This is a genomic window from Bartonella sp. HY328 (assembly GCF_025449335.1).
GTDB lineage: Bacteria > Pseudomonadota > Alphaproteobacteria > Rhizobiales > Rhizobiaceae > HY038.
The window spans coordinates 2,692,590-2,719,555 of record NZ_CP104883.1 but is presented as its reverse complement, the minus strand read 5'-3'; the positions used below and the strand labels follow the sequence as shown (position 1 = coordinate 2,719,555).

13 protein-coding genes are annotated in these 26,966 nt (G+C 41.0%); 8 read left to right on the top strand and 5 right to left on the bottom strand.

Going from position 1 to position 26,966, the window contains the following annotated elements; translation table 11 throughout:
* Nucleotides 1–252: 252 nt before the first annotated feature.
* From crcB to N5852_RS11570, 6 genes are all read left to right on the top strand, one after another.
* Nucleotides 253–645, top strand: coding sequence for a fluoride efflux transporter CrcB (gene crcB, locus N5852_RS11595; RefSeq protein ID WP_410004265.1), 393 nt, complete (start codon nt 253–255; stop codon nt 643–645).
* Nucleotides 646–1,269: 624 nt separating this feature from the next.
* Entirely contained in the window at nt 1,270–1,761 is a 492-nt protein-coding gene (locus N5852_RS11590; protein WP_262097940.1) for a GNAT family N-acetyltransferase, read from the top strand.
* A gap of 692 nt (nt 1,762–2,453) precedes the next feature.
* Nucleotides 2,454–3,587 carry a type III PLP-dependent enzyme gene (locus tag N5852_RS11585; RefSeq protein WP_262097939.1) on the top strand — a complete coding sequence of 378 codons (1,134 nt, stop codon included), beginning with the start codon at nt 2,454–2,456 and terminating at the stop codon, nt 3,585–3,587.
* A 281-nt stretch (nt 3,588–3,868) separates the two neighbouring features.
* Nucleotides 3,869–4,417: a GNAT family N-acetyltransferase gene (locus N5852_RS11580; protein ID WP_262099754.1), complete on the top strand. Its 549-nt coding sequence runs from the start codon at nt 3,869–3,871 to the stop codon at nt 4,415–4,417.
* A 114-nt stretch (nt 4,418–4,531) separates the two neighbouring features.
* Complete coding sequence (locus N5852_RS11575) at nt 4,532–4,999, top strand: nucleoside deaminase (protein ID WP_262097938.1); 468 nt, start codon at nt 4,532–4,534, stop codon at nt 4,997–4,999.
* A 306-nt stretch (nt 5,000–5,305) separates the two neighbouring features.
* Nucleotides 5,306–5,740, top strand: coding sequence for a hypothetical protein (locus tag N5852_RS11570; protein WP_262097937.1), 435 nt, complete (start codon nt 5,306–5,308; stop codon nt 5,738–5,740).
* Between the two features lie 130 nt (nt 5,741–5,870).
* Here N5852_RS11570 and N5852_RS11565 read toward each other — a convergent pair whose 3' ends face one another.
* The 5 genes from N5852_RS11565 to N5852_RS11545 all read right to left on the bottom strand — a co-directional run bounded on the left by N5852_RS11565 (nt 5,871) and on the right by N5852_RS11545 (nt 11,420).
* Nucleotides 5,871–7,376, bottom strand: coding sequence for a DASS family sodium-coupled anion symporter (locus tag N5852_RS11565; protein ID WP_262097936.1), 1,506 nt, complete (start codon nt 7,374–7,376; stop codon nt 5,871–5,873).
* Nucleotides 7,377–7,579: 203 nt separating this feature from the next.
* The gene (locus N5852_RS11560) at nt 7,580–8,455 is read right to left on the bottom strand and encodes a hypothetical protein (RefSeq protein ID WP_262097935.1); all 876 of its coding nucleotides are present in this window, start codon (nt 8,453–8,455) and stop codon (nt 7,580–7,582) included.
* Nucleotides 8,456–8,531: 76 nt separating this feature from the next.
* Entirely contained in the window at nt 8,532–9,464 is a 933-nt protein-coding gene (locus N5852_RS11555; protein ID WP_262097934.1) for a hypothetical protein, read from the bottom strand.
* 39 nt (nt 9,465–9,503) lie between these two features.
* A complete protein-coding gene (locus tag N5852_RS11550; protein WP_262097933.1) occupies nt 9,504–10,469 on the bottom strand; it encodes a hypothetical protein in 966 nt (321 codons plus the stop codon).
* Between the two features lie 36 nt (nt 10,470–10,505).
* On the bottom strand, nt 10,506–11,420 hold the full coding sequence (locus N5852_RS11545) for a LysR family transcriptional regulator (protein ID WP_262097932.1): 915 nt from the start codon (nt 11,418–11,420) through the stop codon (nt 10,506–10,508).
* A 303-nt stretch (nt 11,421–11,723) separates the two neighbouring features.
* Here N5852_RS11545 and budA point away from each other — a divergent pair, with 303 nt between their 5' ends.
* Nucleotides 11,724–12,428, top strand: a complete 705-nt coding sequence (gene budA, locus N5852_RS11540) for an acetolactate decarboxylase (RefSeq protein ID WP_262097931.1) — start codon at nt 11,724–11,726, stop codon at nt 12,426–12,428.
* A gap of 1,066 nt (nt 12,429–13,494) precedes the next feature.
* Nucleotides 13,495–26,964 (top strand): YadA-like family protein, encoded by a 13,470-nt coding sequence (locus tag N5852_RS11535; RefSeq protein WP_262097930.1) that lies wholly within the window; start codon nt 13,495–13,497, stop codon nt 26,962–26,964.
* The last annotated feature ends 2 nt before the right edge of the window (nt 26,965–26,966 follow it).

Genomic DNA, 26,966 nt, shown 5'->3' with positions numbered 1-26,966 from the left:
GACGATCTTAAATTATTAGAGCGTTTTCCGAAAAGTGTGAAGCGGTTTTCGGACAAAAAACGCGGTGTAAACAAAGGATTAGAGCGCCGATCTGATCCAGTCAGATCGAAAAGCGCTCTAAGGGTAAGCTTTTTTCAAAGCCATCAACGATTATTGCAAGTTGTTCAAAAACTGGTATTACCTTAATTAGGCACAAAAACCTTATCGATCAAGGTTTATGAAACTGTTAGGAATGGGAAGGCAATGACACATATTTTATGGATGCAAACATTGTGGGTTGCGCTGGGTGGTGCATTAGGTAGTGTTGCGCGATTTTGGGTTGGGCTTTTAATGGCACCTATCAGCCGCAATTTTCCCTTGGGAACTCTTACAATTAATATTGTCGGCTCATTCATTATTGCCTTTTTTGCTGTTTTAACCCTTATGAATAGTCGTTTTCCGATGCCTGAACATATAAGGCTTTTTGTCATGGTGGGGATTTGCGGCGGCTTTACTACTTTTTCAAGTTTTAGTTTAAATACGTTTGAGCTGTTTGTTACTGGTGCGCCGTTGCGAGCTTTTATGAATATTTTTTTATCGGTTGTTTTGTGTTTATTTGCAACTGCCATTGGTTATTATGTAGCGCAAGCGATTAATCATCACTAAGAGTTCATTTCAAAACCGCGATAATAGTCTGTATTAAATATATTTAATTTAATAAAGCTGCCATAATTAGCAGCTATAAAAATCAAGAAACTTTCGACCTCCAATCGGTTTCATGCCCGTCAGTCATTTTGGCTGGCGGGTTTTTATTTTATGGTCATCTGTTTTTACCCTATTATAGACATATAGGTGCATGATAGTTGAATATGCAAAGACAAAAAATGAGAATATTTGCTAATTTATTTTTCTAAAAGAACTATATGCGAGGCGTTATTTTCAAATAAGTCTGTTGCTAAGGTTGATAAAATATTGCGTGATCTTTGTCTTGAAATTAAAAATTTCAACATTCAATCCTTAAGTGATCTTATGATTTTACCAATTTAGCCATCGAGATCATCAATGATTTACAAAATGAAATTCTCTGATGCGGATAGTGAAGAGACTACATTTGCGGGTGAATGGGAGCATCGTTAAAGGATAGTGTAGCGGCCTAAATCCACTATTGTGAGAAATTTTTAAATTTTGGATAGCTGCTTTTGGCGGGCTTAAGCTCATCAGCTAAAAATCTCTTGCTTGATTTTAAATTCGCGTATAATTTCATGTGTAAATAAAAGGGGAAGAGGTTTTATGCTTATTATTCGTGCTGCCACTGACGAGGATTTACCGGTTATCACCGATATTTTCAATGAGGCAATTTTAAATAGCGATGCTATTTGGACCGAGCATGTGGTTGATATTGCTAACCGCAAATCATGGTTACAAGATAGGCAAAAATCTGGTTTTCCAGTGCTGGTGGCTGAGGTTGATGGTGTAACTTGTGGTTACGCAAGTTATGGCTCATTTCGTCAATTCCCCGGCTATGTTCATTCAAGTGAATTATCGATTTATATTGACAAAAATGCGCGTGGTAGGGGGATTGGCAAGGCTTTGCTTGGCGCTTTGATTGAGGAAGCACAAAACAACAATGTCCATGTTTTAATTGCAGGAATTGAAGCCGAAAATAAAGCTTCCATTGCTTTGCATGAAAAATTTGGCTTTAAGATTACAGGGCATATGCCGCAGGTTGGTATAAAGTTTGGTAAATGGCTTGATTTGGTGCTGATGCAGTTGATTTTATAGCGCGCTATTTAATGCATTAACTGATTTGGTTTAAGCCCAATTACTTTGGGTGCTTTATAGTTGCATCCGTTAATGAGCATGTTGTTTTTGAGTGATGGATAAAAGCCTTTGGGTAAGCATTAAGCCCTTATTCTTTGGTTTAGGCTAGCAATACTAAAATATAGTTGAAAATTAAAATTATTTATGTTTTTCTGATGCTTAGCAATAACTGAAAATTAAATTTAAAAAAAAATCAAAAATTTGAAAAATTGTCATTGAAAAGTCATTTTTTTATCACTATATGGCAATTGCCCAAAGTCGCACGAGCCTATGGGTGTCCGCCGGTTCCTCGAATGGTGAGGGTAATCGGTAAGGTACCTGGAACTAACCGCTCCAGTCGCTCTCATTGGCCAACCAAAAGAGCGAGGACATCTCGAAGCAACGACGGTGCGGGCCTTTCTAGTGATACGGCTATGCCGGAAATACTGTAGAGGCACACCCTCATTGCCTTCATTGCGGAAATGGTTTTCCAATTCCAATAAAAGGCAGACAAAGCTGAACAATGCGGTCACCGCGCTGTTCCTTCATCGCCTGAACTCTATCCTATTTTTAAAATGGGAGGATTTCATGCACTTTGTTCTGAAGTTTTACAGCCCCTTGATAGCAATGGGCTGCGATGCTTTACATTTGGAAACCAAAAGTGGAGAGTTCCAATGGCTACACAACGCATTCTTGATTTTCTAAAAACCCGCCGCCCAGAAGGCCCATGCGTTGTCGTGGATCTTGATGTTGTGCGCGAAAATTATCACGGCTTTGAAAAGGCACTTCCGCAATCTCGTATTTTTTACGCTGTAAAGGCTAATCCAGAGCCACAAATTTTGCGTCTTTTAGCTGATTTGGGTTCTAATTTTGATACAGCTTCAGTTGAAGAAATTGAAATGGCTTTGGATGCAGGAGCATCTCCAGAGCGGATTTCTTACGGCAACACCATCAAAAAAGAGCGCGATATTGCCCGTGCTTATGCTTTGGGTATTTCGCTCTATGCTGTTGATTGCATTGAAGAAGTAGAAAAAATTGCCCGTGTTGCGCCAGATGCAAAAGTGTTTTGCCGTGTATTAACCGATGGTGAAGGGGCTGAGTGGCCGCTATCACGCAAATTTGGTTGCGTGCCTACCATGGCAATTGATGTATTGCGCCGTGCTAATGGACTTGGGCTAGTTGCCTATGGCGTATCATTCCATGTTGGCTCGCAGCAAACCAATCTTGATGCATGGGATAGTGCTTTGGCTGATGCGGCTGGCGTTTTTGAAGCGCTTGCTAAAGAAGGTATTAAGTTGCAAATGGTCAATATGGGTGGTGGTTTTCCAACCCGCTATTTGAAAGATGTACCAACCGCACAAGCCTATGGTAATGCTATTTTTGAAGCTTTAAGCAAGCATTTTGGCAATCGTATCCCAGAAACCATTATTGAGCCAGGCCGTGGCATGGTGGGTAATGCTGGTGTTATCCGCACTGAAGTGGTGTTGATTTCTAAAAAATCAGCGAGCGATGAGCAACGTTGGGTTTATCTTGATGTTGGTAAATTTAACGGTCTTGCTGAAACAATGGATGAAGCTATTCGCTATCCAATTGTAACGCCTCATGATGGTGATATAACTGCGCCTTGCGTGCTTGCTGGCCCAACCTGTGACTCTGCCGATGTTATGTATGAAAAGACACCTTATCCATTGCCTTTAAGCTTGACCATTGGTGATGAATTATTGATTTTGGGCACAGGTGCTTACACGACTACTTATGCATCTATTGCATTTAATGGTTTTGAGCCTATCCGCTCATATGTGATTTAGAGATTCAGCTAGGATTGCTATTATAGCCTGTAATGGGATTTTGCTTTGTAATGGAGCAGTAATTTCTCATTATCATAAAACCTAAGCGCCTCACTTAAGGGTGGGGCATAAAGCTTAATAATTCCCAAATTATACATATTTTGTCTTACAAGTGGCCAATATGGTTATTTGTGATCCTTTTAACATGTCATCTTATAGGGCGATCGAACATGTTGACACAGAATCTAAACGCCATTTCAGATTATTTGGATACAGCACTTCTTGTAAATAGTACTAGTGCAATGATTATTATTGATGATGAACGCAGTTGCGAGGTTGCACAGCGAGAGGCTTTACTTGATAGTGTGATGGGAGAAAATCGCAAGCGCAAGTCATCAGAAAAAATCCGAAAAAATCGCTTGCCGGCACAGGGCTTAAACCTTGTTGCGCGTGATGAAAGCGGAATGCTTATTGGCAGCATTCGCCTTTGGCATATCTGCTTGGCACATAAAAATGGTGGTTTTATTAATGCGCTTTTATTGGGCCCCCTTGCTATTCACCAAGAATTTGCAGGGCAGGGCATCGGTTCGCGCTTAATGGTTGAAGCTATTTCACGCGCCAAGCTCTTGGGGCATGGTGCTATTCTTCTTGTTGGTGATGCTGATTATTATTGTCGTTTTGGTTTTTGTGCTAGCAAAGCGGCTAATTTATCTATGCCGGGGCCTTTTGAGCGCCAGCGCTTTCAAGCGCTTGAATTGGTTACTGGTTGGTTAGATAATGCAACTGGTGTTGTTATGCCGTCTGGTGAAAAAATAAAGCGCATTGCAAGCGTGGTTAAAAATGTGGCCTAATTAAATATTAATCTATGGGTGCGCTATTTTGTTAGCAACCTCTTCACAGCTTTTATAATATGTTTTATTGCTATTGTTTGAAATGGACATTTAACGGGCTGAATTGACTTAAATATGGTTGCTATAAGCAAAAAAAACAGCACACCTATGGAGCTAGCCTTGCAAGAAGCAAGGCTTGCTTTTGAACTGGATGAGGTTCCCGTTGGCGCGGTTATTTTTCATCAAGGCAAATTAATAGCCAAAGCCCATAATTTGACCCGCCATGTTTTTGATCCAACGGGACACGCAGAAATCCGCGCAATAAGAATGGCTTGTGAAGCACTGTCAAGTGAACGTTTGCCAGAATGCGATTTATACGTAACGCTTGAGCCTTGTGCAATGTGTGCAGCAGCGATTTCTTTTGCGCGTATTCGTCGGCTTTATTATGGCGCAAGTGACCCAAAGGGCGGCGCTGTCGAATATGGACCGGTTTTCTTTAATCAACCAACCTGTCATCACCGCCCAGATATCTATCTTGGCCTTTGTGAAAAAGAAGCGTCAGATCTTTTGACACAATTTTTTAGCAATAAACGGAAGGGCTAGGGGCTATGGGTTTTTGTAATGGTTGATTATTGTGTACTATTAGTGGTGTTTTTATAAAATAATTTACATTTTATTCATCTTTAAGTAAGTGAACAAAGAGAGGTTTTAAAAAGCATAGTTAGTGAATGCTGATCTTAAAGATCTTTTGGCGTTTGATTTGTTGTATGAGAAGTAGGTTTTACTTCAATTCTTTAAACAATAACTGAAAATGCCAATTAGTTTAGGTGTTTATTGCATGATTTTTAAAAGGTTGAAAATTGTTTTAAACAATTTCAAAGTTGTTTGAATATTTTATTGGGAATCAAGATGAATTTTAAAAAAATTACAGTGTCAGCTGTTGTTGTGGGTTTTTCGCTCTTAACTTTAGCTGGTTGTGGCGGACGTGCTGTTAAGGAAATTGCTATAACCAATCCCACCGATAGCATTATGGATTGTGCGGGCATTTCGCGCGAATTTGAAGCCAATGAACGTCAGGTAAAAGCAACTTTGCATGAGCGCAATGTCGGGCGTGGCAAAAATATCGCTCTTGGGGCTGCTAGCGTTGTATTTTTTCCGGCATTGTTTTTCATGGATCCAAAATCGCCTGAAGCGGTTGAAATCGCAGCTTTGCGTAACCGCAATGGTGTTTTAACTCAAATGGCCGCTACAAAAAAATGTGCAGCACCACAATCGCAATTGACGGAAGTTTATAGGGAACTTGATGGCCGTTCAAAAAAGGCAAGGCAAGAAGACCGTAATTAAGCTTTTCTGGTTTTTTAGAAGCAAGGTAAAGGCGCTTACAAAAAGAGTGAAGCGCCTTTAAAAAATAGAGATTTAAAGCATTTGGGGAGACACTTTTGGTGCAAATGCTCTCGTTTTTATGGCGAAGATATTACCAATAGCCCAAGAATTTCCACCATACTCCGCCGATTATTGCGAAAATGGCTAGATTTACGACGGCCATGATGAAGCCGACAATCCACCAACGACTTAAAGTGACAAAACCTGAACCAAAGATAATCGGTGATGTGCCAGTCGCATAATGGGTAAGACACATCATGATTGCCGATGCAGCTGCCATTAATAGCATGAATAAATTGATATATTCTGTTGGGATAAGGTGCATGCCAACGGTTAAGAAAGCTAGCATCATTGCGCTGATATGAGCTGTTGTACTTGCAAAAAAATAGTGAGAGAACATAAAGGTAAGAATAAGGATCGCCATTGCGGCTGGCCAACTCATGCCGCTTGTTTCAATCGCAGTACGTAAGCCATCTGAAAACCATCCAACAACGCCAAGCTTATTAAGTTGACCGGCAAGCATTACCAGAGCACCAAACCAAATCAATGTATCCCACGCGCTTTTTTCTTTTAAAACATCATCCCATGATAATGTGCCGCTTAGCAATAAAATGACTAAACCAACAAAAGCAACAGCAGTTGGATCAAAGAGGTAAGAATCGCCAAATATTTTGGCTGGAACGCCTGCCCATAATAAAAGCATAATTGCGAAAGTTATTAGCATCACAATTTCAGAGCTTTTGACTGATCCAAGTTTTCTAAGTTCGCCATGAGCAAAGGTAACAGCATTTGGTGTATGCTTTAATTCAGGCGGGGATATGAGGTAAATTACAAATGGCATAGCTATCATTGCGATGAGGCCGGGTAAAAGCATACATAATGCCCAACTGCTCCATGATAAGGTTAGGCTGCCACCTGTTGCTTGGCTAATGTATTCGACCACAGCCGGATTGGGAGCAGTCGCTGTAATAAACATAGCTGAGCTGATTGGATTGGCATGATAATTTACCAAAGCAAGATATGTACCAACCTTACCTTGTGTAGCTTTTTCAGGGCTTGAATCGAAGGCCTCAGCAATGGATCGCATGACAGGATGTATAATACCACCACCACGTGCCGTATTGCTTGGGGTAAAGGGTGCTAATAGTAATTCACAAAATGCAAGTCCATATCCAATGCCTAAGGTCTTCTTACCAATAAGGCGGATGAAATAATAGCCAATGCGGGCGCCAAGCCCCGTTTTGATTAAACCGCGTGATACCATGATTGAAACCACGATAAGCCATATAAGCGGATTGCTAAAAGCTGATAATGCGTCGCTTACAGCATCTTTTGATGTTGCAGATGTAACTTTTGAAAGAACCACAACAGCTATTGTAATCATTGACATGACGCCAATAGGCATGACTTTTAAAATAATGCCCAATATTGCCGATACAAATATTGCAAAAAAATGCCAAGCATCATCGGTGAGTCCAGTTGGTGTGGGCGTAAAAATAAGCCCCCAATAGACCACAACACAAAAAAAACCGGGAATAACGCGGAATGGAACGAGGAGAGAAAACCTCTCATAAAGATTATAAAGTGACTTAAACATTAGGCCCTCTTACTAGGTGCCTCCCGAATAAATCCTATACCCTTTTATTAGAATATCAAGAAATTATTCATATAAATATGTCTTTATTTTGACTTGTTAGGTCGTGTTTTTTCATCTTAAAATTGTGCCTTAATAGAAAGGAGTTTTAGGCTAGTTTTATGGATTTGATGATTTAAAATCACTGCCCTTTTTCCATATAAGATTTACTGTTTATTTTTCGTCAAGATTTTCAAGATGGCTTCCTCTCCATCTTTTTGACTTATCAATGGGATAGAACTACTTATCTCACCAAATATTTCTAGCGCATATGCTAATTTTTTATATAAAAGGCAATTTCCATCAGCTTTATATTTTATAAGCTGTTGTTCTAAATACGGCTTTGAAACAATTTCAAAAAAACTGTTATGTGCAAGCTGATGTAGATAGATAAGCGCAATATGAGTATCGAATAGACCATGACGCTGGGTTATCGCATCTTCATCAGGATTTAATAACCACCATGCTGACAGCGGGTCATCGATAAAGTCAGCAAAATAATAATCAATTCTTTCGTCACGCTGTTCAAATAGATAATTAAAAATTTCCTTAGGGGCAACACGTAAATGAATAAGGCATGCAATAATTGTTTTTAAGCTAAATGCTATTGAACTCATTTTAGTATAATCATTGGTTTTAAATTGGCCGATGGCAGGACCAAGCGGCGCAGGATTATTATGGGCAATGAAATTTATCAAACAACGGCAAAATAATTGGCGTAAGGCATCTTGTTCGCATTGGCGCCAAAAACTGACATTTTCATCAGCGAGTTTTTCATAAAACTCAAAAGTTGAACCAGCGCGGTCATCAAGTATTAATTTTTCTAATATACGGGGCAGCCAGAATTTAAAGCTATTTATTCCGCCAACGCAGTCAATAGGTTCACAAACAAACAGACGGCAGGCTAAGTTATTAGCGCAATCGGCATTATCAATGCTGTCTATTATTTGTGTAAGCATTTCATCTGAAACGCATGTGTCGCAATAATCCTCGCGTTTGCGACAAGGTTGATATTGGCTAAAGGCTTGCTTAACGGCGTGCATGCAGCTTTCCGCCGAGGGCGGCGATAAATCCAAAGGGTAAAAAAGGGTTTGATTATTGTCCAATGTTTTGCTGCCTTTATGCTGGTATAGAAAATTGACCTTGTTGAATTAATTTTAAAATAGCCTCTTCCCCGTCTTGTTGACTTATTAATTGAGGGCGTTTTTTTCTTTCATCATAATATCCAATTGCAAGCTCGAAGTTTTGTACCAAAAGTTGGTTTCTAGCTGTTTGGTATTTAGCCAATTGTTGGGCCAAATAGTCCTTGGATACATGGTTTAAAACAGCTTGCATGGCATTTTGATCTAAAAATATACTGACCTTATCATAATCAGTTAAATTATCTGGTAATCCTTTGTCTAAATCACCAAGCCACCACGGTTCCATCTCAACAATGATGATGTGCGCTAAAAAATAATCAATCCGCTCATCGCAATGCTTCAAAATATAGGCAAAGATATCTTGCGGATTAACGCGTAAAGCAATGAGACTGCCGATAATGGCTTGCAAGGCAAAATTGGCCGGCCAAGCTTTGTCATAATCATTGGAGGCAAAATCAGGCACCTGGGGCCCCAAGGGTGCGGCATCCATGTGTTCAACCACGCCAATTAAAGACCGCGTAAAAACTTGTCTTAGTGCCTTTGTCTCGTGAGGAGGCCAAAAGCCGATATTTTGGCTTTTGTATTTTTCAAAAACTTCAAAGGTAAAGTGTTTATCGGAATCTAAAATTGATGTTTCTAATGTGCGTTGTAGCCAAAATTTTAAGTTATTAATGGTACCGACACAATCAATATGTTCATGAAAAAAGAGTTCGTAAACCCAAGGTTTTGCAGTATCAGGATGATCAATTGTATTTTGAAATTCACAAAAGACTTCATCAGTTATGCAAGAGTCACAAAAATCATGGCGTTCACGATAGGGAACATATTGGCTAAAGGCTTGCTTAACGGCGTGCTTGCAGCTTTCAGCCGAGGGCGGCGATAAATCTAATGGGTAAAAGACTTGCTGCATATTATTGTGCCTTTGATAGTTTTAATTCAAAATATCTTATTATAATGCAGTATCTAATAGTTTGTGCAATAATAAATCATCATCTTCGTTTAAATCTTCATTATTAGATTTTTGACTATCATAGTCTTGCAAGGCATTTTCGATAGATTGGCATAAAATTGTGTTACCTGCTTTTTCATATCTATCCAATTTACCAAATAAGTCTTCAATGGAAATAGCATTAAAAAGGGCTGTGCGCGCCCGTCTGTTTAATAGCTTGGTTGCAAGCTTTAAATTGTCATTGTTAATAATGGTTTCAGCATCATAATAGGCTTCTTCATCAATGCTTAAAAAATCCTCACTTATCTCTCGGCACAAGAGAAAATCAATATTTTCATTTTGGTGGGCTTTTAAGTAAGCCAAAATACCTTTTGGCTCAATGCGCAAATAGATGAGCATGCCAATAATTATGGTAAAAATTTCTGCATGTTGTTGCAATTCTTTGCATCTGTCGCGGCTCTTCGTCAATAATGTGCCGTTTAACGGTGCGGGGTTGCCGCTTTCAACAAAATTAATCAATGCGCGGCAAAAAGTAAGTCGCAAAACCTCCTGCTCATCAAAAGGCCAGAGAGACAGTCCTATGCTTTGATAGTGCTCAACTATGCTGGTAAAAATGCCATTATCGACTGGCGTTAATATATATGTTTCAACGGTGCGCGGCAGCCAAAATTTTAAATTGGATATGCCACCCATACAATGGGGGCCTTCCCAATAAATCCCGCAAAAGCTGCTTACCGGTGCTTTACGGGGGGATTTGCATGCTTTAACGATAATTTCAACAAATTCGTCGCTCGCGCAGGTTTGACAATAATTAGCACGACCGCGCGCTGGTGGATAGTGAGAAAAAATATCATAGACTGCGCTCATACAATCGATAGCGCTTGGTGGTTGCTCTTCAAAAATATAAAAGAGCTGCGGTTTTTTATTGCCGATTAGCTTTCGTGTCGATTTTTTCAAAATAGACATAGCTTAACATTACTCACTTATTTCTTTTATTTTCGATTAATTACCATTGTGTTCCGACCTAGAGCTTATCAAAATACCGTCTTTGTCGGTGGAGCACTGGCTAACTATCATTTGGGCGATATGGTTGATTGGTTTATTATGAGCATTATGGGGAGCAATGGCTAACCATGTCATATGTTTTATGATAGGTTTAAGTCCGGCAAATTCTAATAGTTTAAATTCACCAGATTTTAGTTTTGGGGATAAAATTCGAATTGATTCAAGCCCAATTCCCATTCCATTTTCAATAGCAGATACCAATTGCGATGCACGGTTAACCGTCATGGATTTTGTTATATTGACGGGTATATGGTTAAAACTTAACCATTCTTCCCAAGTTGTTCGGGCAAATTCATTGCGAATAAGTATAAACTGGGTAAAGTCTTCAATCGTTTTGATTTTATCATAGATATTTTGATGGCAGAACGGATAATAATAATCTGGCCCCAAGTCTAAAGCATGAGAAATGTGGGCTGCTTTTTCATCAAGAAAAACAGCTATATCGTAATTTTTTATGTCTAGGACGTCTCTTTCTTCATTGGTGATGAGGCGAATATCTTCGTAACCTTTTTCTAGTAGTTCAAGAATTATAGGCTGCATTAAAAAATTGGCAAAGCCCGGTGGACAAAAAAGAGTGATGAAGTGCTCTTTGTTGGTGATGTGATCTATGCCTTTTTCAATCTCTTGTAGCCCTGCGTTAACAAAGGATAATAAAGTTTGGCCTTTTGCAGTTAATTCAACACTGTTGGGGTTGCGGATGAATAAGCGCACCCCTAGCAAATCTTCTAGTTTTTTAGTTGATTGGCTAACAGCACTTGTTGTCAATAACAGTGCTTCACCTGCAAGCTTGAAAGACTGCAAACGTGCAGATATCGCGAAAATATTGAGTAAATTTAGAGGTATATTTTTCATTCTAGGTTAAATCCCACTAAATCAAGATTGAAATTTATTAAATTGATGGTCGAAAAAATATAGCTATGATGAGAATAGAAACGACTACCAAAATACCTCAATCTGCTGCAAAAAGAAATTACCTTAGCAATAACAGGCTTTTAAAATGGTAAACGCCGTTTAAATGGCGATACTTATTTCTGTAGCAATTGACGGTGTTAGCTCTAATTAACTGAATGTCTAGTCTTTGCTCTATGAACAATTAATTAGTGGTGTGATTAGTCGTATTTAATTAAATAAGTCAAATTCTGAATTGGAAAAATTATGACCAAAGCTATTTCTCAGTTTTCAACGGTTAATGCTTTAATGTCTGGACTATATGATGGTGTATTTTCGGCTGAAACTATCCTAGAAAGCGGCGATTTTGGACTGGGCTGCTCTCATGCATTTGGAGGCGAAGTCATTATTATTGATGGAAAAATGATAGAAGCGCGTGGCGACGGCATCGTTCGTACCATGTCTTCAGCAGAAAAATTACCCTTTGCACAAGTAACCAGTTTTAATGCGGAAAAAAACATATCTATAAAGAATGTTGCCAAAGAGCAATTGCATGATGTTTTATCGTCTTATACGAAATTTGATAATATATTTTTGGCGGTAAAATATAAAGGTAGTTTTGATAGGATAAAAATTCGCCGCCCTTTAGAGCAAAAAAAACCTTATAAATCCGTTTTGGAAGTTGTGTCAGATCAAGTCGTGAATGATTTGGAAAATGTTTCTGGCACACTGATTGGCTTCTTTTCTCCAAGTTATTTTTCAACCATTTCTGTTTCGCAGTTCCATGTTCATTTCATTTCGGATGATGGGACAAAGGCTGGTCATGTAATGGATTTTGTCATGGCGGATGGTAATTTAGAATTTGAGCGTAAATTGAGTTTAGATATTAAGTTGCCCGATGATCCTGAATTTTTAAACCAAAATCTAGATATTGATGATATGGTTGAACTTATAAAGCACGTTGAAAATTAAATTCAAAAAAGAGTTTTTCAAAGCCCCTTTTTTTAAAGGGGCTTTTTTGTTTTAAAGGCTAGGCTTTTGAGTGGTGGGATGGGAAAGCACCAAGATTGTAATAATGACTTAAGTGGCTGGCCAAGATAATGGAATTTAAATTGTTAGATTTAAAGACAGCTAAAGAAACGCTAGAAAATTTGCATATGGCCGTAAAAATAGTTTTTAGCTCCCTCTTTTATTCATTTCTTTAAAATGGTTGTTGGTAGGTTGAATAAGCCTATCTCGATTGATGCGCCTTAGATTTTTTGCCAGAAGCATTGAGCAAATTTCACTTAAATTACAATTAGCAATTTTGGGCGATGCCTCAGCGCATTAATACCGAGCTATTGCGAAGACAATATATGTGGCTGGCTTTGATTGTAGCAAATCAAGATATTTATGTTGCCATTATGTCACGAGAGCTTTTTTTTGTTGAAATCTTTCAAAAAAATTTTTTTTGGAACCAAATTTGAAGTTGCGCGTTTAAGAAAAATTCGTGCCAAATTGGCTCTGTTTCATAATAAGAAAATAGTTTTCAAGTTAAATAATTTGAATGTTCTAATATTATTATTTAATTTTCTAAATTTTTTATAAATTTAAATTATATCAAAATATTAATTTATCTATTTATTGAATTTCAATTGGTTAAAATTTAATAATCTAATTATCTAGTTAAATTTTTAGGTATTTATTTGCATCTATATTATAAAATTATATTTTTTTAAATTTTAATATTATATATTTATTATATATTTGTATTATTTTGCATTATTGCATGAAATATTAAATTATGTTAATCAAATATACACAGCTGTAACTTTATGGAAGTAAAGTTGTACTCGTGGTTATGTTCGAGGTTTTCGGCGTTTTGCGGGTGGTGAAGTGTAATGAATCACGCATTTGTGATTCAGCATACTTAAGTGAGTCTAGTTCAAGTGTGTTCTTGGCAGAGTGTCTTGGGTTGCACTGACTTAATTTTATTTATGAGTTTCTGCGTGAATGCGTAGTTTATAATTTATATGTGTATCTACATTGGGTGGGTTAAATGACAAAAACTATTAAGAATAAGACTATTTCTTTAGCGGTTGAAAATCGTCATCGTCGTCGCGAAAGCTTATTGTCTGGCGTTGCAAGTGCTGGTGTTGCTGCTGCTGCGGTATTATCTGTTGGTTCTATTATTGCTGTTTCCTCTGTGCAAAATGCTCAGGGTGCTATTACTATTTCTGATATTACGCAGGGCGGTCGTGTTAGTGAAAATGGTATTGCAACTTCCGCTGGTGTGTCCGGTGGGGGTGGGGCTTCTGCCAGTAATAATGCTGTTGCGTTTGTTGGTGATGGTGACTGCTCTATTTGGTCGGGTGATGATGTCTACGGCGGTGTTTATGGTACCAATAGTGATACTAATCTTGGTGGTATGTATGGATTTGGTGCTGAGACTGCGGCTAGAAATTACGGTTATAACAGCAATAAGGGGGCGAATACTGGTGTTATTACTTGGCAGGGTGCTGCTCAGACCTTTGGTAATGTTACATATGCCGGTAGTGCTTCTCAATCTGCAAATCAAACTCAAGCATTTGGTCAAAATAGCTTTGCCGTTGGCTGTAATAGTAAGGCTCTTGGCTTAAATTCTACAGCATTAGGGTCTAACAATTTAGCTAATGGTACCGGTAGTGTCGCTATGGGGCAGCGTTCCACAGCTAATGCCGGTGGTACTATAGCTATTGGTATTTCAGCTAAAGCTATGGCTAATGATGCTATTGCTTTAGGTTCGCTTTCTAATGCTTCTGTCAGAAATACTGTTGCTATTGGTTCAAACGCGCAAGCGACAGGTATTAGTGCGACGGCTCTTGGTTCTACTGCAAACGGTTCGACGGATGCTGGTGTTTTAGCAAGTGGTGTTGGTGCGACTGCGCTTGGTGGTAATGCCACAAAAGGTGCGCAGGCAACCGGTGCAGATTCAGTGGCTATTGCAGGGCAATCGCTTGCAAGTGGCGCTTCTTCCGTTGCTATTGGTTTAAGTTCTACTGCAAGTGGTGCTTCCGCCATTTCTGTTGGTAATGGCTCGACCGCTAGTGGTGCGCAGTCAATTGCAATTGGTGTTGGTAATAATGTAAGTGGTGCAAATTCTGGTGCAATTGGTGATCCAACCACGATTACTGGTGATGGTTCATATTCTTTAGGTAATGATAATACGATTGCTGGCGCTAATGCCGGTATTTTTGGTAATAATGGCAATATCGGAACAGCTGGTGCCGGCGCTCGTATCATCGGTAATAATGGTAGCGTCAATGTTGCTGATGGCTTTGTTCTTGGTAATTCAGCCTCTGTTACAGCTAGCGGTGGTGTTGCTATCGGCTCATCTTCCAAAGCTTCGACAGCTGCTGGCGGCATTGGTCTTGATCCTTTCACAAATAAAGCATCAACTACAACTGGTGGTGCATGGGTTGCCACAAATGGTGCGGTAAGCGTTGGTGATGGCTCAACCGTTACTCGCCAAATTACTGGCCTTGCTGCTGGTACTGCTAGTACTGATGCGGTTAATGTTGCACAGCTTAGCAAATTACGTGACTATGCAGCACAGGGCTGGAATTTAACAGCAGGCGGTGAAAATTCAACCAATGTTGGTGTTGCTGGTGCTATTGATTTAAGTGCTGGTAGTACGAATTTGCTTGTATCAAAAGGTGCAGACAATAATAATGTAACTTTTGATCTTGCTAAAGATATCAATATCACAAGTGTCACAACTGGTAATTCTAAGTTAACAACAAGTGGTCTTGCTATTACGGTTGGATCTGGCACAACAAGTTTGACTGGTACTGGTCTTTCAATCGCCAATGGTCCAAGTATTACAACTACCGGTATTAATAACGCAGGCCAAAAAGCTACTAATCTTGCTGATGCAACCTTATCTGCAGCTTCAACTGATGCAGTGACAGGTAAGCAGCTTTTTGCAACCAATACAAATGTGTCTAACTTGCAAAGAGATGCGCTACAATGGAACTCTAGCTTGTCAGCTTTTGATGCTAGTTATGATTCTGATGGTAGCGGTACAAAGACTGCTCAAAAAATCACGAACGTTGCTGATGGTGAGCTTTCGGCTACATCAAAAGATGCTGTTAACGGTTCGCAGTTAAATACTACCAATACGAATGTATCTACTCTTGATACTAAGGTTGGTACTTATGCAACTCGTACCAATACGTTCCTTGGTGGTGGTGCAGATATTGCAAATAATAAAGCACCTAGCTATTCAATTCAGGGTACATCTAAGACCAGTGTTGGTGATGCTTTCACAGCTGTTGATACTGCAATTACAACAAACAAAACAAATATTGCGACCAACGCAACTAATATTGCCACCAATGCCGGTAATATTTCTAACTTGCAAAGAGATGCTTTGCAGTGGAATTCAACCACAAAAGCATTTGATGCTAGCTATGATTCAGCTGGTAGTGGCACAAAATCAGCTCAAAAAATTACCAATGTTGCTGCTGGTACCAGTGCCAATGATGCGGTTAATTATAGCCAGTTGCAGGCCGTTCAGTCTGGTTCTGCTTGGAATGTGTCCGCTAATGGCGATGCAACCGGCAAAACATCTGTTGGCGGCGGCGCAACTGTAGATTTCAGCGCTGGAAGCACAAATTTAACTGTTGCTAAAAGCGGCACAAATCTTTCATTTGATTTGGCTAAAGATATTAGCATTGATAGCGTAACTGCTGGTAAAACAAAGGTTTCAACCAGTGGTGTGGCGATTGCAGTTGGATCTGGTGATACAGCTGGGACAACAAGTTTAACTGGAACTGGCTTGACCATTTCTGGTGGCCCAAGCATAACAACAACTGGTATTGATAATGCTGGTAAAAAAGCAACTAATCTTGCTGATGCAACATTGTCTGCAACGTCAACCGATGCAGTTACAGGTAAACAATTATTTGCAACCAATGCTAATGTAACAACCGTTGATGGCCGCGTTACCACGCTTGATACAAAGGTTGGTACTTATGCAACGCGCGCTAGCACCTATTTGGGTGGTGGTGCAGATATTGCTGCTGGCACTGCGCCAAGCTTTACAATTCAAAGTACAGCTTATGGCAATGTAGGTGCTGCTTTAGGAGCTGTTGACACAACATTGACAGGTCTTAAAACTGACGCTCTACAGTGGAATGCAACATCATCTGCTTATGATGCAAGTCATGGTACAACATCTGCGCAAAAAATTACCAATGTTGCTGATGGTACGCTGTCTGCTACATCTAAGGATGCAGTTAACGGTTCGCAGCTTAATACAACCAATGCTAATGTAACTGCTGTTGATGGTCGCGTAACTACCGTTGATGGCCGTGTTAGCACGCTTGATACTAAGGTTGGTACTTATGCAACACGCGCTAGCACCTATCTTGGTGGTGGTGCAGATATTGCTGCAGGTACTGCGCCAACATTTGCTATTCAAGGCGCTAACTACAACAACGTAAATTCTGCCTTTGGTGCCGTTAACTCAACGTTGACGACGCAAAATACTAATATTTCTGCATTGCAAACTGATGCATTGCAATGGAATAGTGCTTCACTAGCTTATGACGCAAGTCATGGTAGTGGTTCAGCTCAAAAAATCACCAATGTAGCAAATGGTACTGCTAGTTCAGATGCTGTTAACTATGGCCAGTTAACCAATGCGATTAATTCTTCAGCTTGGAGTTTGGCAGTTGGTAGTGAAGCAGGCACTGCTATTGGCAATGGCGCAACCGTTAAGTTGTTGGCTGGTAGTAGCAATCTTACAATTGCTCGTGCCGCTGGAACCAATGATATTACTTTTGATATCTCAAAGAACTTGAGCCTCACCAGTGTTACTGCAACAGGTACTGTGACAGCAAATAGTCTTGTAGCTGGTAATTCAACTATCAATAATAATGGTTTAACTATTGCTAATGGTCCTAGTGTTACAGCAACTGGTATTGATGCAGCTTCATTGAAGGTTACTAATGTTGCTGCGGGTACATTATCTGCTGCTTCAAAAGATGCCGTTAATGGTTCTCAGCTTTATACTACCAATACCAATGTGGCTTCGAATAAGACAGCTATCACTGATCTCCAAACCAATTCATTGCAATGGAATGGCACAGATTCTTTTGATGCAACACGCAATAGTGCTGCACAAAAGATTACAGGTGTTGCTGCAGGTACATTATCTGCAACTTCAACTGATGCTGTAAATGGTGCTCAGCTCAATGCAACCAACACCAATGTTTCAGCAAATAAGACAGCAATTAGCGGTCTTCAAACCAATGCATTGCAGTGGGATGGTACAAGTGCTTTTGACGCTACACGCAATAATGCGTCACAAAAGATCACAGGTATTGCTGCAGGTACCTTGTCTGCAACTTCAACTGATGCTGTAAATGGTGCTCAGCTTAATGCTACAAACGCCAATGTCACCACGAATAAGAACTCAATTACGGCTCTTCAAAGTGATGCATTGCAATGGAATGCAAATCTAAGTGCTTATGATGCAGGTCATGGTACAGGCACAGCGCAAAAAATCACTAATGTTGCTGATGGTACTTTATCAACTACATCTACAGATGCGGTGAATGGCAAGCAGCTCAATACAACGAATACCAATGTAACTGCTGTTGGCAATCGCGTTACTGCGCTTGATACAAAAGTAGCTACACAGGCTAATAATGTAAGCACTTATCTTGGTGGTGGCGCTGATGTTGCTGCCGGTGTTGCACCTACTTATACCATCCAAAGCGCTTCTAAAACGAGCGTTGGTGATGCTTTCTCAGCCGTGGATACTGCACTTACTACCAATAAAAATGCAATAGCTACCAACAAAACAGCTATTACTAACTTGCAAACAGATGCTCTACAGTGGAATTCTGCTTCTGGTGCTTATGATGCAAGTCATGGTAGTGGTACAGCTCAAAAAATCACCAATGTTGCTGCTGGTACATTGTCAACGACATCAACTGATGCTGTTAATGGTGCCCAGCTCAATGCAACCAACACCAATGTGACTGCCAACAAGACTGCAATTGCTGCAAGCAATGCTAATATTGCAAATCTTCAAACCAATGCTTTGCAATGGAATGGTACAGATAGCTTTGATGCAACTCGCGGTGGTGCAGCTCAGAAAATCACTGGCGTTGCAGCAGGAACGTTGTCAGCAACATCAACTGATGCTGTAAACGGTGCTCAACTTAATACAACTAACACCAATGTAACTGCTAATAAGACAGCAATTACAGCTAATACTAATGCAATTGGCGCTCTTCAAACCAACGCATTGCAATGGGATGGTACAGGTGCTTTCGATGCAACTCGTAACGGCGGTTCTCAGAAAATCACTGGCGTTGCAGCAGGTACATTGTCCGCAACTTCAACTGACGCAGTAAATGGTGCTCAGCTTAACGCTACCAATAATAATGTAACTGCAAATAAGACTGCAATTACTAGCCTGCAAACAGACGCACTTCAATGGAACGCAGTTTCAGGTGCATATGATGCAAGCCATGGTAGTGGTACAGCACAAAAAATCACCAATGTTGCTGATGGTGCGTTATCAACTACATCAACTGATGCAGTTAACGGTAAGCAACTTAATGCAACCAACACCAATGTAACTGCTGTTGGTAACCGCGTTACTGCTCTTGATACCAAGGTTGGAACTTATGCTTCTAACGTTGATAGTTATCTTGGCGGTGGGGCTTCAGTTTCTGGCGGTACTGCACCAAGCTTTACAATCCAAGGCGCAACTAAAAATAGCGTTGGCGATGCATTCACTTCTGTTGATACTGCTCTTACAACCAACAGAAATGCAATTAATGCAAATAAGACTGCAATCACAGGTCTTCAGACTGATGCACTCCAATGGAATGCGACTTCTGGTGCTTATGATGCAAGTCATGGTACAACCTCAGCACAAAAAATTACCAATGTTGCGGCGGGTACTTTATCTACAACATCAACCGATGCTGTAAATGGTGCACAGCTTAACGCAACCAATGCAAATGTTACTGCAGTTGGTAACCGTGTGACTGATGTTGATACTCGTCTTGGTACAGCTGTTACTAACGCCAATAAGTATTTTGGTGGTTCTACAGATTTAGCTGCAGGTACAGCACCAAGCTTTACCATCCAAGGCAATGCAACCAACAACGTAACTTCTGCATTTGGTGCAGTTGATACTGCCTTGACAGGCCATGGTACATCAATTGCTGCGCTTCAAACCAATGCTCTTCAATGGAACCAAAATCTTGGTGCTTATGATGCAAGCCATGGTTCGAATGCACCGCAAAAAATTAGCAATGTAGCTAATGGTACCAACACCAATGATGCCGTTAATCTTGGTCAATTGAATGAGCAAATTGGTCAAACTGGTTGGAATCTTTCCGTAAATAATGCTAATTCTACAAAAATTGGCAAAGACGCTACGGTTGATCTAAAATCAGGCAGCAGCAATTTGACTATTGCTAAAGCAACAGGCAGCAATGACGTAACTTTTGATATTGCTCGTAATCTTGATCTTGATAGTATCCAAGCTGGTAATGTTAAGCTTGATAATACTGGTCTTGTTATTACTGGTGGTGCAAGCGTTACAACAACTGGTGTTAATGCTGGTAATCAAAAAATTACCAATGTTGCACAAGGTACAGCTGCAACTGATGCGGTTAACTTTGGCCAATTGACAACAACCAATAATAATGTTGCAGCTAATACGACTGCGATTGCTGCTAATAAAACAGCAATTACAGCCAATACAACTGATATCACTGGTCTTAAAACCAATGCATTGCAATGGAATGGTACAGATTCATTTGACGCAACACGTAATGGTGCTGCACAAAAGATTACTGGTGTAGCAGCAGGCACTTCAGCAAGTGATGCTGTAAACTTTGGTCAGTTGACAACGACCAACACCAATCTAACCAATGTTGCAAATCGTCTAACGACAGCTGTAAGCAATACCGATAAATATTTTGGTGGTACAACAGATGTTGCTGGCGGCGTTGCTCCAAGCTTTGCTACCCAAAACGGCACTGCAAATAACGTGACTGATGCATTTAGTGCAGTTAACACCAGCATTACTGGTCAGGCTACATCAATTGCGGCTCTTCAAACCGACGCTCTACAGTGGAGTTCTTCACTTGGTGCGTATGATGCAAGTCATGGTAGCAATGCACCGCAGCGCATTTCAAATGTTGCGGCTGGTACAAGTGCAACCGATGCAGCAAATGTTGGCCAGTTAACGACAGCTATCAGTTCAACCGGTTGGAACCTTTCTGCTAATGGTTCTAATGCAAGCAAAGTCGGCAACGGTGGTACTGTTGATCTTCGTGCAGGCAGCAGCAATCTTACCATTGCTAAGGCAACCGATAGTAGCACTGTAGCTTTTGATATTGCTAAAGATCTTGATCTTACAAGTGTTAAAACTGGTGACGCTACACTCAATACCAATGGTCTTACAATCACTGGTGGTCCAAGCGTAACCAAGACAGGCATTGATGCTGGCAATACAAAAGTAACTAATGTTGCTGCAGGTACTGCTGCTAGTGATGCAGTAAACTTTGGTCAGTTGACAACAACCAATACGAATGTTGCAGCTAATACGACTGCAATTTCTGCTAACAAAACTGCAATTGCTACCAACACTACTGACATTGCTGGCTTAAAAACCAATGCATTGCAATGGAATGGTGCAGATGCATTTAATGCAACACGTGATGGTGTATCGCAGAAGATCACTGGTGTAGCAGCTGGTACTTTATCAACAACATCAACTGATGCTGTTAATGGTGCTCAGCTTAATGCAACAAACACTAACGTTACAGCTAATAAAGCTGCAATTGCTACCAACACCACTGACATTGCTGGCTTAAAAACCAATGCATTGCAATGGAATGGTACAGATGCATTTAATGCAACACGTGATGGCGTATCGCAGAAGATCACTGGCGTAGCAGCTGGTACTTTATCAACAACATCATCTGATGCAGTTAATGGTGCTCAGCTTAACGCAACCAACACAAATGTGGCGGCTAACAAGACAGCAATTGCTGCTAACACAACAAATATTGCTGGTCTTCAAACCAATGCATTACAATGGAACGGTACAGATTCATTTAATGCAACACGTGATGGCGTATCGCAGAAAATTACTGGTCTTGCCGACGGTGATGTATCTGCTACATCAACCGACGCAGTAAATGGTAAGCAACTTAATACTACAAATACGAATGTGACCAATGTCGCTAATCGTGTAACCGCTGTTGATACTCGCCTTGGTACAGCTGTCTCCAATACCAATAAATATCTTGGTGGTGGTGCAGATGTAGCAGCAGGTACTGCTCCAAGCTTTAGTGTTCAGGGTGCAACTAAGAACACTGTTGCAGACGCATTTGGTGCAGTTGACAGTACTTTGACTGCTCATAATACAGCAATTAACAATAACACAACGTCAATTACTGCTCTTCAAACCGATGCACTACAGTGGAATTCTTCACTTGGCGCTTATGACGCAAGTCATGGCACCGGCACAGCTCAGAAGATCACCAATGTTGCAACTGGAACAAACAACACCGATGCAGTTAACGTTGCTCAGCTGAATGACAAGATCGGTTCAACCGGTTGGAACTTGACAGCAAACGGTGCTAACAGTAGCAAGATCGGCAATGGTGGTACAGTTGATCTACGTGCAGGCAGCAGTAATCTTACTGTAACCAAAACAGCCGACAGCAATGCAGTTGCCTTTGATGTTGCACAAGACTTAAACCTCACTAGCGTTAAAACTGGTTCGACAACACTTAACAATAACGGTCTAACAATCGCGAATGGTCCTAGTGTAACAAGCACCGGCATTGATGCTGGCAATACAAAAGTAACTAATGTTGCTGCAGGTACTGCTGCTAGTGATGCAGTAAACTTTGGTCAGTTGACAACAACCAATACGAATGTTGCAGCTAATACGACTGCAATTTCTGCTAACAAAACTGCAATTGCTACCAACACCACTGACATTGCTGGCTTAAAAACCAATGCATTGCAATGGAATGGTACAGATGCATTTAATGCAACACGTGATGGTGTATCGCAGAAGATCACTGGTGTAGCAGCTGGTACTTTATCAACAACATCAACTGATGCTGTTAATGGTGCTCAGCTTAATGCAACAAACACTAACGTTACAGCTAACAAAGCAGCAATTGCAACGAACACCACTAACATTGCAGGTCTTCAGACCAATGCATTGCAATGGAATGGTACAGATGCATTTAATGCAACACGTGATGGTGTATCGCAGAAGATCACTGGTGTAGCAGCTGGTACTTTATCAACAACATCAACTGATGCTGTTAATGGTGCTCAGCTTAATGCAACAAACACTAACGTTACAGCTAACAAAGCAGCAATTGCAACGAACACCGCTAACATTGCAGGTCTTCAGACCAATGCATTGCAATGGAATGGTACAGATGCATTTGATGCAACACGTGGTGGTGCTGCGCAGAAGATTACTGGTGTAGCTGCTGGTACTTTATCAGCAACATCAACTGATGCGGTGAATGGAGCTCAGCTCAATGCAACCAACACTAACGTTACCAATGTTCAAAATCGTGTAGCTGATGTTGATACCCGTCTTGGTACAGCTGTAAGTAACACCAATAAGTATTTTGGTGGCACAACAGATGTAGCAGCAGGTGTTGCTCCAAGCTTCAAGGTTCAGGGTACTACTTATAGTGATGCGACCTCTGCATTTGGTGGTGTTGATACAAGCCTAAACAGCATTAAGAATGATGTTGCAAGCATCAGCACTGATGCCTTGAAGTGGGATGCAACAACAAATGCATTTAACGCACAGCGTACCGATGCAGCAGGCAACACTTCTAAGGGTAAAATCACCAATGTTGGCGATGCAACCTTGTCTGCAACATCTAGCGATGCGGTAACTGGTTCACAGCTTTTCGCAACCAATAAGGAAGTGACTGCTAATCAGGCACGTATCGCAAATGTTGCTGATAAGACCAGCCTCTATCTTGGCGGCGGTGCAGACTTAGCTAGTGATACAGCGCCAACCTATAATATCGGTAGCAATACCTTTAACAATGTTGGTAGTGCATTGACTGCGGTTGATTCAACCTTAACTGGTCACGGCACAAGCATTGCAACCTTGCAGCGCGACGCCATGCAGTGGAATGATGGTCTAAACGCATTTAGTGCAAGCCGTAATGGTGCAGCACAGCGTATTACCAATGTTGCGAATGGTACAGAAGCAACTGACGCCGTTAATAAGAGCCAATTGGATACAGCTATAAGCAATTCTGGTTGGAACTTGACAACAGATGGTCAAAACTCCACGAAAGTGGGTGCTGGTGACAGCGTTGACTTGAAGTCCGGCAGCAACATCAATGTCAGCAAATCGGCTAATGGTCGTGATGTAACATTTGATCTTGCTAAAGACATCACTGTTGATAGCGTAACTGCAACAGATGTAGCTGCAACCAATGTAACTGCAGATAGCATCAAAGCTGGTAATACAAGCATCGATACCAATGGTCTTACAATTGCCAATGGTCCAAGTGTAACAGCTTCAGGTATTAACGCGGCATCGAAGAAAGTTACCAATGTTGCTGATGCAACCTTGTCAGCTACTTCAAAAGACGCAGTTAACGGCTCACAGCTCTTCGCAACCAACAGCAATATTGACCAAGTTGCAGCAAATACCAGCAGCTATCTTGGTGGTGGTGCTGATGTGAAAACGGGTCAAGCACCTAGCTATTCAGTACAAGGCGGTACCTACGATAATGTTGGTTCAGCACTTGGTGGTGTAGATGCAGCCTTTAACAATGTTAACAGCCAAATCAGCACGATTAACAATAGTGCATTGATGTGGAGCGTTGGCGAGGGTGCATATGATGCCGCTCGTGATAAGGGTACAGGCACAAAGACCAATAGTAAGATTACACATCTTCAAGACGGTACTTTGTCAGCTGACTCTAGCGATGCTGTAACAGGTTCACAGCTTTGGAAAACTCAGCAGGATGTTAATGACACCAGCTTGCGTTTGACCAATATTGCAACCAACACCTCTAACTATCTTGGTGGTGGTGCCAATGTTCAAACCGGTGAAGCACCAACCTATAAGGTTCAGGGCGACACTTACCGCAATGTTGGTGATGCATTTAACGGTGTAGACACAAGCCTTACTAATGTTCAAAACCAGATCGCTAACGTCAATAAAGACGCTTTGATGTGGGATAGTTCATTAAGCGCTTACAATGCTGCCCGTCCTGATGCAACTGGTGCTAGTGTTGCGCGCCGTATTACTGGTGTTGCTGAAGGCAATGTTAATGCGTCTTCAACTGATGCAGTTAACGGCTCACAGCTAAATGCAACCAATTTGAATGTAGAAAGTGTTACAGACCGTGTTAATACAGTTGCACAAAATACCAATAAATACCTTGGTGGTGGTGCAGATGTAGCAAACGGCGTTGCACCAAGCTTCAATGTTCAAGGTACTAAATACAATAATGTTAGTGCAGCATTTGGCGGTGTTAATGCAAACTTGACCGATATTAAAGATCAGGTTGCAAGTATCAATACCGATGCCTTGAAGTGGGATAGTGACTTAAGTGCATTTAGCGCTGCCCATGACGATGGTACAGGTACGAAAGTTGCAAGCAAGATCACTAATGTTAAGTCAGGTCGTGTAGCTGCAGATTCAACTGATGCTGTAAATGGTTCGCAACTCTTTACAACCAACACCAATATTGCAGCGGTTAGAACGACTGTTAATGATCATGCAGAACGTGTAGCTACCTATCTTGGTGGTGGGGCTGACATTATCGGCGGCACTGCGCCTACCTATAATGTTCAGGGCCAAGCTTATCGTGATGTTGGCTCAGCATTTGGCGGCGTTAACTCCAATCTTACCGATATTAAGGGTCAGATTGCTGGTATCAATAACGATGCTCTTATGTGGGATGCTACATTGGGTGCATTTAGTGCAGCTCATGACAATGGCACTGGTACTAAAGTTGCAAGCAAGATCACCAATGTTGCTGCAGGTGAAGTAAGTGCAACTTCGACGGATGCAATTAATGGCTCGCAGCTATTTACTACAAATACTCGTGTCACAACCATTGCTAATACTACATCCGCTGCTCTTGGCGGTGGTGCAGACTTGGCAAACGGTAAGGCACCTAGCTATCAGATCTCAACGATTAGTTCAGGCGTCAGTTTCCGGTCTGGTAGTGTCGACGGAGTGACTGCTTACGACGCTGATGGTTTGGTATCAAACTTTGATAATGTTGGCGATGCACTTACTCAGCTCAACACCAATGTTAACACTGTTAACACTAAGGTTGAAAATGTTAAGGCAACTGTAACGGATCTTTCTAAAAACGCTTTAGTTTGGGATGAAACAGCTAATGCATTTAGTGCAAACCATACCAAGGATGGCGTAACAACCAAGAGCAAGATTACCAATATTGCTGATGGTTCACTTACCGAGGGTTCAAGCGATGCTGTAACAGGTGGACAATTATACTCCTCCAACAGTCAAATCGCTAGCTTCTTTGGTGGTGGTGCAGCCTTTACCAATGGCACTTGGACAGCTCCAACCTTCGTTGTTAGCCAGATCGGTGCAAATGGTACGCAAACCAATGGTACATATAACAATGTTAATGATGCCTTTGGTGGTGTAAATAGCAGTGTTAATAATGTTAACCAACGTGTTACTGATGTTCAAAATCAGATTAATAATCTTGGGCCCGATGCAAATGCTCTTCGTTATGATGAGACTGCTGGTGGCTATAATGCTGGTGCAAAGAACAATCAGCCTAACAAGATTGTTAATGTTGCAAATGGTACTGTTGCCCAGAACTCTAAAGATGCGGTCAATGGTGGTCAGCTTTGGGATACAAACCAAAGAATCGATAGCATTCAAACCAGTGTTACCGATGTTGCGACCAATTCTGTCATGTATGACAAGGATTCAAGTGGTAACAAGACCAACTCGATTAGTCTAAAGGGTGCTGATGCAAGTAAGCCAGTAACCATTAATAATGTTGCTGATGGCAAGATTGAAAAAGGTTCGAAACAGGCAGTTAATGGCGGTCAGCTCTATGATTACACCAAAGAGCAAGCCCAAGTTACACTTAATGAATCGAAAGCTTACACAGATCAAAAGGTTGACAATATCGTACAAAATTCTGTAGAACAGTCTAACTACTATACAGATACGAAGTTCAACCAGCTTAACAGCAGCATTACAAATGCACGTAAAGAAGCCCGTCGTGGTGCAGCAATCGGCCTTGCCGCTGCTAGCTTGCGTTATGATGATACACCAGGTAAATTCAGCGTAGCTACCGGTGGTGGCTTCTGGAAGAGCGAAGGTGCATTGGCATTCGGTGCGGGTTATACCTCTGAAACCGGTAAAGTGCGGTCTAATATTACCGCAACAACAGCTGGCGGCGATTGGGGTGTTGGTGCAGGTGTAAGCATAACCTTGAATTAATT

Bases quoted from the DNA above. Each gene is read 5' to 3' on its own strand.
- N5852_RS11590 (WP_262097940.1), top strand. From the start codon at position 1,270: ATGCTTATTATTCGTGCTGCCACTGACGAGGATTTACCGGTTATCACC.
- N5852_RS11585 (WP_262097939.1), top strand. From the start codon at position 2,454: ATGGCTACACAACGCATTCTTGATTTTCTAAAAACCCGCCGCCCAGAA.
- N5852_RS11580 (WP_262099754.1), top strand. From the start codon at position 3,869: ATGATTATTATTGATGATGAACGCAGTTGCGAGGTTGCACAGCGAGAG.
- N5852_RS11575 (WP_262097938.1), top strand. From the start codon at position 4,532: ATGGTTGCTATAAGCAAAAAAAACAGCACACCTATGGAGCTAGCCTTG.
- N5852_RS11570 (WP_262097937.1), top strand. From the start codon at position 5,306: ATGAATTTTAAAAAAATTACAGTGTCAGCTGTTGTTGTGGGTTTTTCG.
- N5852_RS11565 (WP_262097936.1), bottom strand. From the start codon at position 7,376: ATGTTTAAGTCACTTTATAATCTTTATGAGAGGTTTTCTCTCCTCGTT.
- N5852_RS11560 (WP_262097935.1), bottom strand. From the start codon at position 8,455: ATGCACGCCGTTAAGCAAGCCTTTAGCCAATATCAACCTTGTCGCAAA.
- N5852_RS11555 (WP_262097934.1), bottom strand. From the start codon at position 9,464: ATGCAGCAAGTCTTTTACCCATTAGATTTATCGCCGCCCTCGGCTGAA.
- N5852_RS11550 (WP_262097933.1), bottom strand. From the start codon at position 10,469: ATGTCTATTTTGAAAAAATCGACACGAAAGCTAATCGGCAATAAAAAA.
- N5852_RS11545 (WP_262097932.1), bottom strand. From the start codon at position 11,420: ATGAAAAATATACCTCTAAATTTACTCAATATTTTCGCGATATCTGCA.
- budA (WP_262097931.1), top strand. From the start codon at position 11,724: ATGACCAAAGCTATTTCTCAGTTTTCAACGGTTAATGCTTTAATGTCT.
- N5852_RS11535 (WP_262097930.1), top strand. From the start codon at position 13,495: ATGACAAAAACTATTAAGAATAAGACTATTTCTTTAGCGGTTGAAAAT.